The organism is Methylomonas sp. MgM2, assembly GCF_054172045.1.
Genome location: NZ_JBSYXO010000002.1, coordinates 136,350 through 155,025, shown reverse-complemented (window position 1 = coordinate 155,025; position 18,676 = coordinate 136,350). Strand labels below are relative to the sequence as shown.

Below are 18,676 nucleotides of genomic sequence, written 5' to 3'. Positions count from 1 at the left end.
GATGGCATGTATTACTAGAATTGAAGTTGCGAATTTCCTTTCCGATGGGTATGTCACTGGCAAGGAATGGATACCACTATACCGTGGAGAAACTCTTCGCCTGTTCGGTCAGTCAGCTGCGTTACAAATTGACAATGGGGGAGGCAAAACAAGTCTTACAGAAGCCTGCCTTTATTTACTTAGTAGGAATAGACAGTTAAAACCACGAGTCGAAGCTCGAGTGGCTCCTGTGGATAATGGCTGGACGCATATTCGAATAGAATTTATCGAGAAGCCTCACAATGACAATATTTTGCAGTCCTCTCTGATTACAGTCGAACCTGACGAGGTACCTGGAACACCCTACGTTATTGGCCTATGCTGGAATCGTGGAAAAGAACCGTATTTTTATCGGTTTCAGGGCTTTCTCGAAGATGCTTTGTGCTTCCAAAAAACCGAAAAAAAACTGGAATTGATTGACAACGATTCCTTCCGAAAGTCTGTTAAAGAAATACCGGGAGCACGTTGGGATACTTGGCGTAACATTGCAGAATGGCACGAAGATATTCGACAGTTTACGAATGTTGAAATTATCAAGCAGAACGTCGAATTCCAGCTTGAAGGTGCTGGTGACTATTCGGCTATGGTCACTAAGGTTAAACAGCAAAGTGGTGAGTCTTATGCAGTGGCGTTTTTTCGGCAGTTTGTTGCGCCGGAGTTGCTTAGGCAACCGCTAGGAGATGAGGGAGAGGAAGACGAACAAAAATTTGAAGACGCGCTATTCAAAACACTGAAGCCGACTGCTGACGCGTTAGTAGACATAGCCAAACAGCAACGGGATTTGAAAGATGCAACTGAAGCAATTGCTAAATTTCAGCCTATCGAAGAAAAAGCACAGGAGATCATTGACGCTGACAGGGAATATCAAGACGAATTGACCAAAGTTATTCGAGATGGTGCAATTATTCACGCGATTTCTATCAAATATCCATTGCCAGGGATCCCTGTATTCCCGACTAATCCACATTGGGTCAAAGACAAAAAGGTGTGTGAGGCATTATCGTATTTTGTAATCGACAAACGCGAGGGTGCTCTAATCTCCGATAAAGGGTTGGCCGCTTTGGCAGGAGTAGACACTTTCCGATTAAATGATTATGCCAAAGGATCAAATAGACGAATTAGTGGACACATAGGAATCACGCAATTTATTGATTTAAAACATGATGTCAAAAATACTTTAAACGTAGCCGATGAGCGTTCAAACGGAGACGACAATTTTCAACTTATTGATTTAAATCGTGATGTCAAAAAAAATAAGCTGGGTGGAAGACGTTCATCCATTACCTATTATGGATTTAATGAATCCTTATCGCTCATTTCTGCCGTGGCTAACTTAAGTGGTTCTAGAACCCAAGGTTTAGATGATGTCGTTACTCGTGCTTTCGGGATCGTCATTTCTGAGCTTGATACGAATCCCTATCGTGCAGAGAAACGAAAGCTTACCGGGGAGTTAGACCAAGTTACCAAGCAACGTGAGGATGCCAAAGCGGACCATGAGCATTGGCAAAAAAGATATGAAGAGCTATTAGCAGTTGCTCGCGAAGCGAAAGAAAACCAAATCGCCTACGAAACCTTTGCCGTGAGAAAAGAAGAGTTTCCGGAAGAGTATTGGGAAAACCCGCTGACAGCAAAAGAATGGGCTGAAGAAGCCAGAAAACAAACTCAACAGGCTCTGGTTGAACACATCGATAAGGTAGGTAAGCTTGATAGTGAGTTTAAGCTTTGGAAAAACCTGAAATTCAAGCATGACATTATTTCTTTGCCATCGGCTTTGGATGAACTCATTTTAACGTTCGAAACAGTTTCTGAACGGGATCGGGAAGCCAAAAAATCGTTAACGGATGCACGCGAGAAACACGGACTACTATCAAATCAATTTTCAGAAAAACAATCGAGATTGATAAATTTTCAGGAACAGCGTCAAAGTTTATCAAAATTGGCTGAGTTCTTACCGATATACCGTGAAATATTCGGAGACGCTGAACCGGATACTCTCAATCCTCAGCAGGAGTTGCAGGCGGCAAATAATCTATTGCGGAACACAGATCCTAAACTGACCGAAGCTAAACGCCAGAAATCAGATATTGATGAATTAATGCCAAGACTGGAAACGTTCCAAGAAATATTTGGTGAAGTTGATCCCTCAACGTTAAATCCCTTGAAGGCTTTAATGGATCATAAAAACAAAATTTCCTCCGAACAACAAATCATGGATGGTCACCTACCATATATTGAAGCGTTGAATAAGTTTCGGGAGATAACTCCGGGTCAGACTCCAGATGAATGGTTACAAAAAGTGGCCAAAGATCGCAGTAATCTCGATAACGAAAAAAGAAAGAATACCGAACGAATCGGGGAATTAAATGGCGAACTTGCTGATCTGGACAAATATGCGATGGCTGATGACCGAGTATATGCCAAAGCGCTCACGGCACTACAGGCAGCAGGTATTTCGTTTGAACGTTTACATGAAACCGTGACCAACAGCGCTAATGGCGATCGTTGCCAGAAGCTTCTAACCCTGTTTTCCGCAGCACTCTCGGCTCCCGTAGTTTCGTCAATAGAGGACGCTGAACAGGCTACTAAGGTTTTGGAGGCTGCAAGTCTGACAGTACCCGTGTTTTATAAACTCGCACTAAATCAGTTCGTACAACACGGTGAAGTGAGACTATCCGGTGCAATAGCGCACAATTTTTTTGTGGGTCGTCGTACCAGACAGGTTGAAATCTTGCTAGACCCAGCTTTGATTGAAGCAGAAAAAGAACACATTCGGAATGAAATCAACAAGCTTACTTTGCATATTAGGGATATAAATACTAACTTGTCGTTGATTTCAGAATATAGCGTCTCAGTTAAGTTGGCAGTATCAGCGAATGATGCAATCAAACGAGACTCAGAAAATAAATTTAAGGAAGCGAAAAATAACCTTGATCGAATGAATGTCGAGTTAACTGGTTTTGAGTTTCGGGCTTCCGAAGAAGCTAGAAATTCGATTGAGGCAATGAAACAATATATTAAAGCAGGTGGTGCAACTGGTTACCAAGAGCTATCCGAGGTAATCATTCCAAAGCTGGTTGCCGAAATGAAAATGATAGATGAGCGTATCGCGGTGTTGAATGCTCAGGTGACAGAAGAGGCGAACCGGGTGTTACTTGCCGCTAAGGATTACAAAAGACTCGGTGGCGATACAGAATTGAATCGTCTAACTGAAGAGATTGGAATTCTTGAACCACAGGTAAAGGCGCTTAACGTTCAGATTAGCGACCTAGTTAGGAATATTAGCGACGTACTAGAGGTAACTGAACGACGTTGGACGAAAGAACTCAATGAGCTGAAGACTTCGTATGTTGCGGGTAAACAGCAACTTGAAGTTGCCATCGCCTTTGAAAAAAATGGAAATGATGTGTTCATGCAAAATGCGCCTGCAACACGACAAGGTTTGGAAAATGATGTAGGAATCGCGCAACGACGATTAGAAAAAATCGACTTCGATCGTGCAAATAGTTACATCCAAATGACCAAAGCGGAAGAAAGAAGTCCCGCAGATCAGCTCGTCGATGCGGATGGCAAGCGCATCGAAGCCAAAACCCGCGAAAAGAATGCACAAGAAAAAATAAACATTCTTTCCAATCAGATTGCTGTATTGATTCCTTTTGTTGAAGCGATGCACGAAATGATCGTAGTGATTCGGTCGCAGAGCGCCAAGATTGCCGGTTTTTCTGATGACATTCGCCAGCGTATACATGACGGTGCTATTCACCCGGAAATTCTCCGCTACGCTGAGGCAATACGTCTAGCTTGCATAGGCGATTGTGCCAACACTGGTGAAGAGGCCAGTACAGCAATAGCAAATCTAAAGGGGGCCGTCGAAGAACTGGAGATTGATACCAAGCATCTCCTGACCCTCTCCAGTGTTTGCAAAAAAACAAGAAAGGAATTCGAGCAACGGAGAAGTGAATTTTGTAGTAAGGCAAGAGGTGGCGAGATTAAAGGTCTCCATGTTCTTGAGATAGAGCAGATTGAGAATGCAACCACGTTGGAGGAACTGCTTTCCATCCATGACTTGAAAGGCAAAATTGAAGGGCAAATTAAGGAACGCGAAACTAACCTCCAAAAAATCAGAGATGTTATGGAGTCAAATAAATCCGCGACCGTAAATAATCTTGCTCACTTTGCTAGACAAGCCAAACTAAATCTCGATATTCTCGACCGAGTAATGAAGCGCAAGCCAGAGGCGCGTTTCATCGTCAAAGCAGACATGGCAAGTGAAGAGAGAATTCAGCAAATTATTGAATCGTTGATTGCTGAAATTGAGGATCGTGAGAGTGCTGCGCGTGAACGTTCAGGTGCGTCTCTCAATGAAGATATTGAGCGTAGAAATAAAAGCTATAAGGAAATGATTCACTCAAAGATATACCATAATATCTTTATCGATCCTCAAATATCATTTATTCATACTGCGATTCGTGACGGCGAAACACCTCTGACGGCTCCCGGAACAGGCCTATCGACTGGACAGCACACAGCATTGGCTATGATGTGGCTAGTGCGACAAGCTGAGTATGCTCAGGATCGTGTAGCAATGATGTATGGATCACGAAAGGAACAACGTGCAGCACTGAAAGGTTCGCAGCGAATTATGTTCTTTGACGGCTTATTCTCCAATTTATCAAATGAAAGTTACATCAATACGGCCTTCCATGGACTCAAGGATGTAGGCGACAATTTTCAATTGATCGGCCTGATACATAACCCGCATTACGTGAATAACAAGGATATTTTTCCAGCGCACCTTGTTGGTAAACGAAAACTGGCGAAAAGCGGTAACAAGGAGCGGGTTTTTGTCGCAGTAGAACCATGGCAGGAAGATAACGGAATTATTATGTACACTAGTGCATTCAAACACAATTCTGACGGCGATCAACATGCCGAAACTTGAAGAACGTGTTTACCAGTGGTTTCTTAAAAGGGCTGGTAAGAATGCATCTGGTAAGGTTCGCTCTTCGGGTGTAATGGCTAAACTCTGTGTCGATATAGCAAATGATCCGATTGCTATTCGCAAAGCTTTCAAACATCTCCACTCCGAGGGTCGATTGGCATTTTCAGCAGACCAGCGTGGAGACCCTATTAGTAGTTTCATAACCGTAATTCGCCCAGTAGTGGATATTCCAACTCACGCTGACCATTGGCGAAAGGTGCTTGAGAGTGCCAACTTAACTGGAAATAGCATTGCTGCTCTATACCCACTTTATACGGCCTTGGAAGACTTTAATGTTCATTGCATGGAGGTATTGCTGGCAGGCCTGAGGAGGTTGCGAGATGAGCAGCATCTAGTTGCTGGCCAGCCATCATTTGTAGTGAGCGCGACTTACTTGATGGGGTCGTCTAAGTTGCTTTCTACGCTTGACGGGAAATGTCTCCGATTATTTGGAATAGACATTGACAAATTTATTGCCAGAACGCCGTATGTGATGGCTGGCGGTGGCGGAGAGGCTTCGCAAACTGTAATTCTCGTAGAAAACCCGGTTGCCTTTGAAACGGCAATACAATCAGCGGCATCAATTCAGCATACATTCGTTTGTACGTTTGGTTTTGGTTTGAGCAACTCTGCGAGTGAATATGGAAACCAGTTGGCCGGCGCGGTTGAAACTGGCAAGGCCATATTGCTCAGGCGCACCGAAGGATTGCACACAAGTTTCGAGACGTTGATGCAACATCCGGAAATACACTTTTGGGGAGATTTGGATGTCGCAGGATTACAAATTTTTGAGCGTATAGCATCCAAAATTCCGCATCTAAAGTTATCCGCACTCTATGAGCCAATGATAAAAGCTGCTGTGAATTCTGCGTGTAGCCATCCCTATGTAATGGCTGTTGGCAAATCTGGACAAAAGCCATTCAAGCCCATCAGAAAAGATACAGAAACCATGCTTGAATATTGCGACCGATGGGCCGTCGATCAAGAAATAGTTTGTAACAATGATATTCAAATACTTTCTGGTTTAGTGTTGAAATTCAACTGAATGTAATTGTTACGTGCTAAACGGCGCAGAACTTTTTCCAGAAATTGGCGTTATGTCAAATTCAGTAAAATATTGAAAGGCACTAACTCGTTCAGCCAAATGGAAAAAGTTGGAAGCCCATTTTGATCAAAAATTGAAAAATTTTCCACGCCGGTTAACACAAACTGCCCGATGACGTGGTAATACTGGTTCCACTTTGCGCGGATCGCGGAGTTGACCAAAAAAGTTGTCTGTCGCGACGATATCTCTACTTTAGCCTCGTTTTCGCTTGAAGAGAAGTTCATTCATTGAGTTTAGTTTGCGTGATTTAATTTAACACAATATTTTAGGAGTCCGTCAGATGGGACGACGAAGAAAAAAGTCAGGTTTTGGAAATGCTTTTTTTGCATTATTGCTTGTGATAGTTGCAATTATTACTGCAGTACCGAAGATAATTTGGATTTCAATTGGTTGCCTTGTTGCTATTTTGTTTCCTTTCTACTTGTATGGAAAGTACAAGAAACCAAAATCTGACGCATCACCGACAGATAAAAAAAATACTGCTGAATCGTCATCAAAGAAAGCAGCCCAAGTAATCCAATCTAGCCGTTTTGTAGAGGATGATGCTCCTGTCAGTGTACCAAGTAGCTCTTTTTCTCATTCTTCCGAACCCAATTTTCGTATTCCAACAGCTCCAAAGGGGTTTGGCGTTGCCACTTGGATTCCGCGAGGTCAGTCGATAAATATCTCGGGAGTAACTATTCCTGAGGGAATGGTTTATGTCGGGACCTCGCTAAAAACCCCTTATAGTGGTAACGATCCTTGTCTACTTGACCCTTCCAAATCAGTTAGTTCTCGAGGAAATTATACGCAGAGCGACATGGGATATTGGCCGAGTTACTCCGAAATATCGGCATCGTCTCGTCGCAGTTACTTGGATTGGTTGGCCGACGGCAGGCGTGATCCTAACGCAGACATCGGCTATGTATTCTTATTTTTTTATGGACTTGAGCGCCGGGCTATTGTTGATGTCGCTAACTCTGCTGAGGCAAAAAAGGACTGGCCAATAATCGCTGATGAAATCAGACGATTATTGGAAATTTACGGAGATCAATCGAATTCATTTCGAAACTATGCCAACGATCTTCTTAACTGGATATCTTTAGCAGACTCCCCTGAAAGGTTATATGAAAAACCAGTTCCAGTTTTTCCGAAAACTTACGAATTACCTGGATATTTACGATTAGCGCTTGGACAAGCTGCTGTAGATGCAATACCAGTACCTCAGCATATGGCATTAGCTTGGGCAAAATTGGAGCCCAATATATCGTTACGTACTCCAGCAAAACGTTGTAGCGATCAATTCGACAAGCTCTTCGTATCAAAATATTCAGATACCTTTGGGTCTGGTATCGTGCTACCCCGCAATCGAACAAAACTAAAGTTAGTGTATCGGCCCGCATCATCCGGGTTTCGCGGTTATGGAGACATCAAACTTACTTTTGGTGAGACACCTGATGTAACGGCTTTAACTGCACCACTAAAAAAGCTGCAACAAATTGTGGAGGTAACCACCAAGGAATTGGAACCATACAGTCGATTTATAGGCAAAAATCCTGATTCAGAGACAGCGCTAGAAGGGTTGCTACAACTCCCAACTGCTCTCTGGCCCGAAGAGGCCCAGAAGAATTTCGAAGTTTTGAAAACACGAATTGGCAGCGGTATGGTCGCAATGTCCTTCCAGGAATTATTGTCTGCATTAGGAGCTAATTCCACCCTCAACAGAGATAAGGCGCTTATGCTTGGCCGAGCGTTAGCCGCAATAAATGTTGGTATCGAGCCAGACATACTTAGTGGCGTTAAACTCCCCAAGCCGACAGACAATGTGGTCCTCTTTAACATGCCATCTGAAGAAATGGGTTCACAGACTACACCGGCTTATCAAGTGGCACTATTGACACTTCAGCTGGCGTCGGCAGTAGCAGCTGCTGATGGGCAGTTTTGTGCCACAGAAATAATTCACTTGAGCCATGAAGTAAAATCGTGGTCGCATCTTACGCCCAATGACCGTAGTCGATTACTAGCCCATTTACGCTTGTTAGTCGTAACGCCGGTTTCATTGACGTCCATGAAAAAGAAGCTTGAACCGCTCGATGCTTCGACCAGAGAATCGATTGCTGTCTTTATGGCAACCGTTGCGCAATCTGATGGGACTGTTTCACCCGACGAAGTGAAAATTCTCGAAAAGGTATACAAAGCTCTAGGCGTTGATGCAAATAAGGTTTTCAGTGATATTCACGCCGTTGCAACGGGAATCAAGCCAACCGCAGCAACCACTGCTAATATCGAAGACACCGGCTTCAAGCTTGACTCTTCTCGCATTGCAGCTTTGCAGCAAGACACTGAAAAAGTTTCCATTCTCTTAGCCAATATCTTCAAAGACGAAGAAACAGTTGCCGCACAGCTTCCGGAATTGGAGCTAGAACCCGAGAATGAATTGGTTCCCGATGGAATCTTTGGATTGGACGCGGCTCATACTGCTTTTGCCAGAATGCTGTTATCTCGGCCAGAATGGAGTAGGGAGGAATTAATAGATTTAGCGGCTGATTTGGACCTAATGCTTGATGGTGCGCTTGAGCATATCAACGAAGCATCTTTCGACACACACGACATCCCATTCACCGAAGGCGATGACCCAATCGAAGTCAACGCCGAAATTCTGGAGAAAATTGAAGCATGATCACAACTATTCGCACGAAGGACCGAGACGCAGTTATTCAATCCCTGAGGGCTGGCGTAGTGCCACGAACAGGACAACACTTGATACAAGTTGGTCGTACTGCTGAAATTGAGACGCTTGTCGGGGATATCGATAGAATTTCTGATGATGGATCGGCTTTTCGTGTGGTTATAGGCGAATATGGCGCAGGAAAGACTTTTTTTCTGAACTTAGTTCGTGCCGTTGCAATGGAGAAGAAGCTCGTTGTTGCTAGCGCCGACCTTAATCCTGATCGACGGTTACATGCCAGTGGCGGTCAGGCCAGATCACTGTATGCAGAATTGATGCGTAATTTGTCTACGCGGACAAAGCCGGATGGTGGTGCTTTGGCTGGTATCGTAGAGAAGTTTATCGCAACAGCCAAGTCCGAAGCCAAGGCTGCCGGATTATCTACTGAGGTTATCATCCGGCAGAAGCTCGATAATTTGACTGAGTTAGTCAACGGATATGATTTTGCTGATGTCATAGCTGCTTACTGTCGAGGCTTTGAGGAAGGCAACGAACAGCTCAAATCTGATGCCGTGAGATGGTTGCGCGGGGAGTTTTCGACAAAAACGGATGCTAGACAGGCGCTCGGCGTTCGGACCATCGTTGATGATGCTGCGGTTTATGATCAGTTGAAGCTGTTAGCTCGCTTCGTTCGGCTGGCCGGTTTCTCAGGACTACTGGTCAGTCTGGACGAGCTCGTGAATCTTTATAAATTGGCGAACACTCAAGCCCGCAACGCCAACTATGAGCAGATTTTGCGTATTCTGAACGATTCTTTGCAAGGTACGGCTGTTGGACTCGGATTCGTGTTGGGCGGAACACCTGAGTTTTTGCTGGATACTCGCCGAGGCTTATATAGTTACCCAGCACTGCAAAGTCGTTTGGCTCAGAATACCTTTGCATCCGCTGGACTAGTGGATTTCAGTGGCCCTGTCGTAAGGCTTTCAAGCCTGACACCTGAGGATTTCTATGTTTTGTTACAGAAAATATGCCATGTGTATGCTTCTGGAGACGATACCAAATATCTTTTGCCTGACCAAGGCATTTACAGTTTCATGGAACATTGTTCGAAGCGCATAGGTGATGCTTATTTTCGAACACCTCGCACAACCATTACCTCATTCATTAATTTGTTGGCTGTATTGGAACAAAACGCCGGAGTTTCGTGGCAAGACCTACTTGGTGGAATTGAGGTTGTTGCTGATACCGGTGGCACGGTTGAGCTGATTACCGATGCTGATGCGGACGAAGACTTCGCTTCGTTTAAGATGTAATTTAGCAGCTCGCGCAGCCCTGTAAACAATGTCTGAATCAAGCACCTCTTTTTTTCGGCTTGATGAACGTATCCAGCGCTTTATTTGGGCTGAGGGGTGGGAGTCGTTACGAGATGCTCAAGAAGCAGCTATTCCCCTAATACTTAATGCAGACCGAGATGTCATTGTCGCAGCTGCTACCGCTATGGGTAAAACGGAAGCCGCTTTTTTGCCGGCCCTCACCCATATGTTGCAGCTCAATGAACCAGGTCTTATTGTCTATATAAGCCCTCTGAAAGCGCTTATCAACGATCAGTTCGATAGGTTTGATAGGTTGTGCGAACAATTAGATATACCTGTTTGGCCATGGCACGGGGACGTATCGTCCTCCCTCAAAACTCGGTTTCTCAGTAAGCGAAACGGTATCCTGCTTATCACGCCAGAGTCGCTTGAGGCCATGTTCTGCAATCGAGGGACCTCGGTCGGCACAATATTCGACCGTTTGACCTTCTTGATAGTTGATGAGCTGCATGCATTTATTGGCTCAGAACGTGGAAAGCAACTTCAGTCCTTGATGCATCGTATAGAACAGGCGGTTGAGAGAAAAATTCCACGAATTGGTCTTTCCGCTACGTTGGGAGATATGAATCTTGCAGCTGAATATTTGCGCTCCGGCGAAGGTTCTTTCGTGGCGATTGTTGAATCACGGTCATCCAATTCGGAACTTAAAATATTGGTGAAGGGTTATGAAGAGCCGTTAATTGTTCGCTCAGGTGACGACAATGATGAGGAACAGGAGCCAACGACACCTAGTTTAATTGCTATACACCTGTTTAAATCGCTTCGCGGGTCAAATAACCTAGTGTTTCCAAACTCTAGGCGGGAAGTCGAGCGTTTCACGCATCTTTTAAACAACTTATGTTTTCAACACCAAGTTCCTAACGAGTTTTGGCCCCATCACGGCAGTTTGTCGAAAGAAATTCGCACCGAAACCGAAGCTGCTTTGAAGCAGAAAAATCTACCTGCTACGGCAATTTGTACGAATACGCTTGAACTGGGTATCGATATAGGTGCAGTTAAGAGCGTTGCTCAAATCGATTCTCCCCCGTCAGTCGCAAGTTTGCGTCAACGTCTTGGACGTTCCGGGCGCCGTAAAGGTGAGCCAGCTATATTGCGTTGTTATTGCATTGAAGATGCACTGGGTGCACAAATATCGTTAGCAACCGAATTGCGTCTCGAATTGATCGAAACGACTGCGATGATCTCCTTATTGCTGGAAGGTTGGTTTGAACCCCCAGCTACGAATGGCATTCATCTTTCGACACTTGTTCAACAAATGCTCTCAGTAATTGCCCAATATGGAGGCGCAACCATAGGCCAGCTATATACACTGCTATGTGGAGAAAAGGCTCCGTTTTCTGGACTTTCTAAGGAAGAATTTATGACTTTGGTACGACACCTTGGTCATAGCGAGCTTTTGATGCAGGATTCATCTGGGGTGTTGTTACATGGGCGGGTTGGTGAAAAACTAGTTAATCACTATACCTTCTATGCGGCATTTGTGATTGATGAAGAATTTCGTATTGTTGCCAGTGGCAAAACGCTTGGAACTATCCCGATTTCTCAAATGCTAACCGTCGGACAGCGTATCTTATTCGCAGGCAAAACATGGTTTGTCGAACAAATAGATGAGGCGCAGAAGACCATTTATGTTATTCGGACATCGGGAGGAGTTCCGCCATTATTCTCGGGTAGTACGGGCCGTATTCATACCCGAGTGCGGCAATGCATGAAAGGTTTGCTGGAATCGAATGATGTGCCGTTGTTCCTTGATGAAGTCGCTCGTCGCTTTTTGGTGGAGGCTCGCCAAGGCTACGCTGACCGCAATCTGGGGAGTACGTTTTTTATTGATCAGGGCAAAGTACTTTATATCCTAACTTGGTTGGGCGATGCGGCTAATGAAGCGATTGCTTGCCTTCTTATTAGTCGAGGTTTCATTGCAACAGCAGCGGGCCCCGGCGTTGAGGTTCAGAAAGGCTTGCACACAACTGATGAAGTATTAGACGCGCTGATTGATGCGGCAATTGAGGATCCTCCACCATTAAATATTCTCCTAGCAGATGTCAAAAATCTGCAACGGGAAAAATGGGATTGGGCACTTCCAGATGACCTTTTGCGTATTGCATACGCGAGTTTATATTTGAACTTAGATGAAGCCTTAAAATGGACTAAGAAGATAGCCTCTATGGGATATTCGTAATCTCGCCACTCCATGAGTCACCACGCTGTTGTAAATATATTATGGGGAGAATTAAAATTATTTACCTATTAGGTAAATTAATCTATACTTTGGAGGTTGCTTGGAGATTCACTTCAAGGATAAAAAGATTCGAGAGTTATGTGAAAAGCGGGCCGCTGCCGAGAAAAAACTTGGGGCGGCCTGTGCACGTAAACTACGTACCCGTTTGGATGACCTAGATGCGGCAAGCAAAGTCACCGAACTAGTCGCAGGGAACCCACACCCTTTAAAGGGTGATCGAAAAGGTCAATTTGCGCTTGATTTGACTGGTGGATGGCGGCTCGTATTTTCACCGGATCATGACCCATGCCCTAGACATGATGATCATTCCGTTGACTGGTCTCGAGTCACAATTATCTGTATCGAATTTATTGGAGACTATCATGACTGACTTGGCAGTCCCTTATCAGCCAGACTGGGTTTCTCCGCCTGGTGACACGTTGTTAGATATTATTGAAGAACGTGACTGGACCCAATCAGAATTGGCTCAGCGCCTAGGGTACACAACTAAACATGTCAATCAGCTTATCAAAGGCAAAGTTCCTCTAACCGAAGATGCTGCAATTCGGTTGGAACGTGTCGTTGGCAGTACTGTTGGGTTTTGGTTAGCGCGCGAAGCTAAGTACCGCGAACACTGTGCTCGTCTCCAAGCAGCCGAGCGATTTGCCGGTTGGGCTGACTGGTTAGAGTGTATACCTGTCAAAGAGCTTATGAATGCCGGAGCAATTCATAAGCAGCGCATTGATGCGAAATCTAAACCTTACTTAGTTGAAGTATGTTTACGTTTTTTTGGGGTTGCCTCTCCAGAGGAATGGCAAACGCATTACGGGCAAATGCAAGGCTCATTTCGCCGCAGTCGGGAAGAACAAAGTGACGTCGGAGCCATCTCAGCTTGGTTACGAATGGGCGAACAACAAGCCGAAAAAAAAGATGGTCCTAAATACGATAGAACTAAATTTGAAGCGACACTGAATCAGGTTCGTAAGCTCACTACGCTACCGCCGGAGGAGTTTGAGCCACAACTTCGAACTTTATTTAAATCCGCAGGGGTGGCTTTTATTTTGGTACCGGCTATTCCCAAGGCGCATGTCAGTGGTGTGGCTCGCTGGTTAAATCCTCATCGTCCGTTGATTCAGCTTTCGCTGTACGGCAAAACCAACGATAAATTTTGGTTTACCTTGTTTCATGAAGCGGCGCATATTCTGCTTCATGCTCAGGAAAAGAAATCTGTTTATCTGGATGATCCAAATAAAGCTGGAAACGATTCTCCCCAAGAAAAGGAAGCAAATGATTGGGCGTGTAAGTTTTTAATTCCGGAAAAATTCGATAGTACATTGAGCGAATTAAAAACCAAAGGCGCTGTTCAAGCCTTTGCTGAGAAAATCGGCATTCATCCTGGAATTGTAGTTGGGCGACTTCAACACGATGGGTTGATTGAACCATCTTGGATGAATGATCAGAAGGTGAGTTTTCGGTTTGCCGATGGAAGGTAAATGGCGTAAGAGACGGCTTTTGACCATTATGCACAGCTATGCATAACGGCCATTATGTGAAGTTTCCGTTTATGTATAGCAATATGATGCCGAAGGGTCAAAGGCGCCATCATTGCTTATAATATTTTAAAGCGATGCGATCATGAATCATCAAATGAAAACTCAAATTAATAAATGGGGCAATGATGCCGTTGTACAATTGCCAGCCGATATGCTCGCCCAATTGAAATTGGAAGTTGGTTCATCAGTTGAGCTCACTGCTGACGAAACGGGTATTCGGATCGAATCCGTCACGGTAAAATCAAAGTCCAAATTTGACGATTTGCTGGCTGGAATTACTCCTAATAATCTCCACGATGAGATCGAATGGGGGTCAAGCATTGGCCGCGAAGTTGGCACGTGATGGCTACGGAGTATAAGCACCTAGCAAAAAGTTAACGTGTATTGCGAGCCAAACCCGGGGTCAATTTCGTCAATGGCTTGCTCAAGTTCATCCGGCGTAAATGTTTTGAATGGCAGCCATTCATATTTCATGTTATGTCACAGCTACCTACCATCCACAAAAGGGATCTTTCGATATACGGCCGAATTTCGAACTGACTTTTTACACCGGCGAAGTGTGATATGTAGTTAAACTTCTATCGAAATTACAGTCACGGCGTGTTTTAGAGCCATTACAGGCGGCCTATCAGTCCTTGTTGGATAAGGGTGTTGCAATAGAACAAGAGGCATTGCCCATCGAATGGACTGAAACTTAAATTTACAAGGAGCTTTGCGATGGTTCGAAAAATTTCATTTTATGTGGCACAAAATCCGAAATTTTTCATTAATTGTGTCAAAAGTGGTTATGGTGTGTGACATAAATAATGAAAAATCGCTTTAATATCAATCGATCATTTTTCACTAAATGTGGCACCCGACATCATGTGTCGTTTGTCGGATCTCATAATTAATGAAAAAAATCTCACAATTGTGAAATGAAATCTCAAAATTAATGAAATGATGTGCCGGTTGATTAGCAGTGTCTAGAATGATCAACCGGTAACGACTTGTTGAGGTCTATCGTCTAATCTGATTTGATAACCGCAAGTTGATATTTACCAGCCTATCAGCCGCTTAAACCTATACTGAAAGGCCAAGTAAAAATGGGAGAATAACCACATGGTTAAAAGACACCCTGGAAAAACTACCCACTTGGCCCAACAGTCGCATCGATTAGCTGTTACCGTTGGCTGTCGTCAAGTAAGAGAATTGCAGGCTTTGTCGTGGTTGGGGTAGTCACTTAAATAAGAATTGCACGTATTGACCGAAGAAAGGATCGAATTTTGCCAGTCTTCCTGAACGCATTTCCACTAAAAATCCCCGAAGTGGAGCTTGAAGCTCTCCAAATCCCCTATGACAAGGAGACGCTGGACGAATTTCGCGAGAAGCGCGGATCGACACACTCATTCCGCCGGCAGGGCGACAACATCCTGATCTTTTCGGGGGACGGTACATTTCCCACATCTGGCACACCGCACAAAATCGCGCTCAAGGATAACTTCGGTATCTTCTGCTCGCTGGTCAAGGACGGACTAACACGGCATCTTACTGGACTGGGCCGCAACCCATCCGGCTTCAATCCCATCGAGCTGGTAAGTACCAAGCAGGAAGATAATCTTCTGGTCCCGATTCTCGGAGATGCGTACCCGTTTAAGGTCTGTGCCAAATACTCAATAGACACCCGCACTGTTCAAAGCCATCCCTGCCTCGTCATTGATTGCACAACACGCCGGGTACTCAAAGAGAACGGCCTGTTCTTCCTTAACGCCGGCTTCGATCTTGTGGGCCGCTACGTCGTTATCGAGCAGGACGATGGGTACAAAAAGCTTCTGGGATCAGTAAACGCCCGCAATGATGAAACACTTTATGTCACGCGGCCTGACGGGCATGGCGTGCGGGTCGATGCGAAAGACGTTTACCTTGAAGCTAGCAGGACGAATTTCGACGACTACATTCTGCACACCCACGGCGGAAAGAAAGACACAATCGTCGAGCACATCAGGCAGTCTGTTTCCATATTTAATGGAGGCGAGAACAAAAAGGCGCGCATCGATACCCTTAAGAAGTACATACAGTCGAAGTCTATTCCGCTTATCAACGGAACGCGTATCGAGATCGAGGATTCACCCGACATCGAGAAGGATTGCGTACAGATGCAGAAGCCGGTGTTTATCTTCAACGACAACGGTGAGAAGGATTGGGCCGATAAGGGCTTGACTCAGTATGGCCCTTATACGAAACGAACATTCGACAGGAACGATCCGTCGATCTGCGTGATCTGCGCCCAGCACGACAAGGGACGCGTTGAGCAATTCGTCCGAAAGCTCCTGAAAGGTATTTCGAACAGCAAGTATTTCAGTAACGGCCTTGAAGGAAAGTTCACGCTCGGAACTAGCCGTGTTGAAGTATTCACGACGGCCACCGATAGCGTTGAGAGTTACAAAAACGCTATTGAGGCGGCGATCCGCAAGAAAACTGAGGACGGTGGGCGCTGGGACCTGGCCCTCGTTCAGGTCCGGCAGTCTTTCAAGAAACGTGAGGCCACAGACAATCCGTATTATCTCGGAAAAAGCCTTTTCTTTACACATCAGGTTCCTGTGCAGGACTTCACGATAGAGCTTCTTTTGCAGTCCGACAATTCGCTGGGATACTCGCTCAATAATATGGCACTGGCCTGCTACGCGAAGATGGGTGGTGTCCCTTGGCTTCTCAAATCTTCTCCGACTCTCTCGCACGAACTCGTAATCGGTATCGGCAGCGCGAATATCGGACATGAACGTGGTGTCGACAATCAGCGGATCATGGGCATCACCACCGTCTTCTCCGGAGACGGCAGCTACATTGTCTCGAACACCTCTAAGGCGGTCATGCCGGAAGCCTACTGCGAAGCGTTGATCACTGTGCTTGGAGAGACGATAGAAAAGATTCAGAAGCGAATGAACTGGCAGAAAGGCGACACGATCCGCCTGATTTTTCATGCACAGGTCAAGAAGTTCAACAAGGAAGAGATCGAAGCCGTCCGCACTGTGATCGACAAGTACCGTGAATATCAGATCGAGTTCGCCTTCCTGAAAATCTCGGAGGATCATGGTCTGCATATGTTCGATTCCTCGACGGCCGGCGCACAGAAGGGACGGCTGGCTCCACAGCGCGGGAAGACGTTCAAGCTTTCCAAGTACGAGATGCTAATCTACCTGATCGGTCAGAGAGAATTGCGGCAAGACACAGACGGACATCCGCGCGGTGTAATCCTTGATGTTCACAAGGACTCGACCTTCAAGGACATCACGTATCTGAGCGCCCAACTGTACAGCTTCGCTTCGCATTCCTGGCGCAGCTACTTCCCCAATCCGATGCCGGTGACTATCAGCTATTCCGATCTTATCGCCCGGAATCTCGGATGGCTGAACCAGCTTCCAGGCTGGAACGATTCAGTGATGATCGGGAAGATCGGGCAATCCCAATGGTTTCTGTAGAGAAGGAAAACGCGTACCAGTTGCGCGAGTATCTGCACTGTAAGATAAGCGAGCGCGCGCACGCCGATCCTTTCAAATCATCCTTTCTGCATTTTCTGGGATTGTCGAAGGACGGTATTCCGTCCTTCGATTTTGTGATGATCTCCTTGTATCAGCGGTGTGCGATTGCGGGCCTCGGCATTGTGGAAGAAGCTATTTCTAGTCAGGATGTCTCTCGCCTGCTCGGCCAGGCTGCCAAAATCGACTCCACGCCGCGCCCGTGGGTCTCCGACATGTTCGGCGTCATGGCGGTGAAATGGCTGACCGGGCAGATGAACGATGCACGCATCGTCAAGGAGTTCGAGAATTGGATTTCAGGTTTTCTAGCTCAACAGGTCGGCGGCAACCATCTCAATCTCTTCGAGAAAGATATCGCTGCGTATATCCTCAGCAGCGACTCCGCCGTCTATACCAGTGCTTCCGTGCCGCTCTTTCTTCACTATCGGAAGATACAGCTAATCGACGATCATCAGATTCGCCTTTCCCTGATCAGCCGCTTCATGGCTGAGTTCCGGGCGCAAGCGCAAGAAGACGCTTCGACGGCACTGTTGAGCCTGATGGTTTACGTCTTCGATCAGGTCAATCAGGACGTGGCCGTGGTGCCGCCAAAAGGCTGGAACCTCGACGACCTTCTGGGATTTCTGGAGCATATCACCGTCGGCCTCAAACGGTGGACATGGGAAGACGCGGGGCGCACGCGAGGTGCGGAACCTGTCAAGTGGCAGATAGAAAACGAATACCACGTCCAGAACATTCTCTATGTCCTACTCGCGCCGATCTTCAACGACATCGCGGACGAAGTGAACCTACAGCCCGTTGGGCAGAAGAATCCACGCATTGATCTCTACCTGCCGTCGCTGCATACGATCATTGAGGTTAAGTACCGGAAAGACGTGAAGAAGTCCTTCCAGACACTCATTGGCGAGATCGCCGAAGACGCGTCTCTCTATCGCGCCGACACGAAATACAAGGATGCGCAGATCGTCAGCTTCCTATGGGATTGCACGCGTTCGACGCAGGAGCACGCAAAGTTTAAGGAAGGTATCTTGAAGATTAATGGGATCAATGGGTGTGTGGTGGTCAGCGCGCCCTCGACATTTGGATAAAAGCTATCCATATTGATCAACTGATTCGCAATAGATAACTCTTGAAATTTATGTCATCGCCTTCTGAAAATGGCACATACAATCGCATCAACGAAGAACGTTCAGTTCTACGTGTTGCCGTTCTTCATCGAGAACACTCTCCTGACCCGCGTGACGCCAC

10 protein-coding genes are annotated in these 18,676 nt (G+C 45.8%); all 10 read left to right on the top strand.

The features are described from left to right. Nucleotide 1: 1 nt before the first annotated feature. Complete coding sequence (locus ACW73I_RS02370) at nt 2-4,978, top strand: hypothetical protein (RefSeq protein WP_458027605.1); 4,977 nt, start codon at nt 2-4, stop codon at nt 4,976-4,978. Continuing rightward, nucleotides 4,965-6,062 (top strand): Wadjet anti-phage system protein JetD domain-containing protein, encoded by a 1,098-nt coding sequence (locus ACW73I_RS02365; RefSeq protein WP_458027604.1) that lies wholly within the window; start codon nt 4,965-4,967, stop codon nt 6,060-6,062. Before ACW73I_RS02370 ends, ACW73I_RS02365 begins: the two co-directional genes overlap by 14 nt. Before the next feature lie 340 nt (nt 6,063-6,402). Then, nucleotides 6,403-8,781, top strand: coding sequence for a tellurite resistance TerB family protein (locus ACW73I_RS02360; RefSeq protein ID WP_458027603.1), 2,379 nt, complete (start codon nt 6,403-6,405; stop codon nt 8,779-8,781). After that, nucleotides 8,778-10,082: an ATP-binding protein gene (locus tag ACW73I_RS02355; RefSeq protein ID WP_458027602.1), complete on the top strand. Its 1,305-nt coding sequence runs from the start codon at nt 8,778-8,780 to the stop codon at nt 10,080-10,082. Before ACW73I_RS02360 ends, ACW73I_RS02355 begins: the two co-directional genes overlap by 4 nt. Before the next feature lie 28 nt (nt 10,083-10,110). After that, on the top strand, nt 10,111-12,321 hold the full coding sequence (locus tag ACW73I_RS02350) for a DEAD/DEAH box helicase (protein ID WP_458027601.1): 2,211 nt from the start codon (nt 10,111-10,113) through the stop codon (nt 12,319-12,321). Nucleotides 12,322-12,421: 100 nt separating this feature from the next. Continuing rightward, a complete protein-coding gene (locus tag ACW73I_RS02345) occupies nt 12,422-12,751 on the top strand; it encodes a type II toxin-antitoxin system RelE/ParE family toxin (protein WP_458027600.1) in 330 nt (109 codons plus the stop codon). Next, complete coding sequence (locus ACW73I_RS02340) at nt 12,744-13,853, top strand: ImmA/IrrE family metallo-endopeptidase (protein WP_458027599.1); 1,110 nt, start codon at nt 12,744-12,746, stop codon at nt 13,851-13,853. The genes ACW73I_RS02345 and ACW73I_RS02340 overlap by 8 nt, the downstream gene beginning before the upstream one ends. A 142-nt stretch (nt 13,854-13,995) precedes the next feature. After that, on the top strand, nt 13,996-14,256 hold the full coding sequence (locus tag ACW73I_RS02335; protein WP_458027598.1) for an AbrB/MazE/SpoVT family DNA-binding domain-containing protein: 261 nt from the start codon (nt 13,996-13,998) through the stop codon (nt 14,254-14,256). A gap of 922 nt (nt 14,257-15,178) precedes the next feature. Further along, nucleotides 15,179-17,371: a Piwi domain-containing protein gene (locus ACW73I_RS02330; RefSeq protein WP_458027597.1), complete on the top strand. Its 2,193-nt coding sequence runs from the start codon at nt 15,179-15,181 to the stop codon at nt 17,369-17,371. Then, nucleotides 17,296-18,516, top strand: coding sequence for a PD-(D/E)XK nuclease domain-containing protein (locus tag ACW73I_RS02325; protein WP_458027596.1), 1,221 nt, complete (start codon nt 17,296-17,298; stop codon nt 18,514-18,516). Before ACW73I_RS02330 ends, ACW73I_RS02325 begins: the two co-directional genes overlap by 76 nt. Nucleotides 18,517-18,676 lie beyond the last annotated feature (160 nt).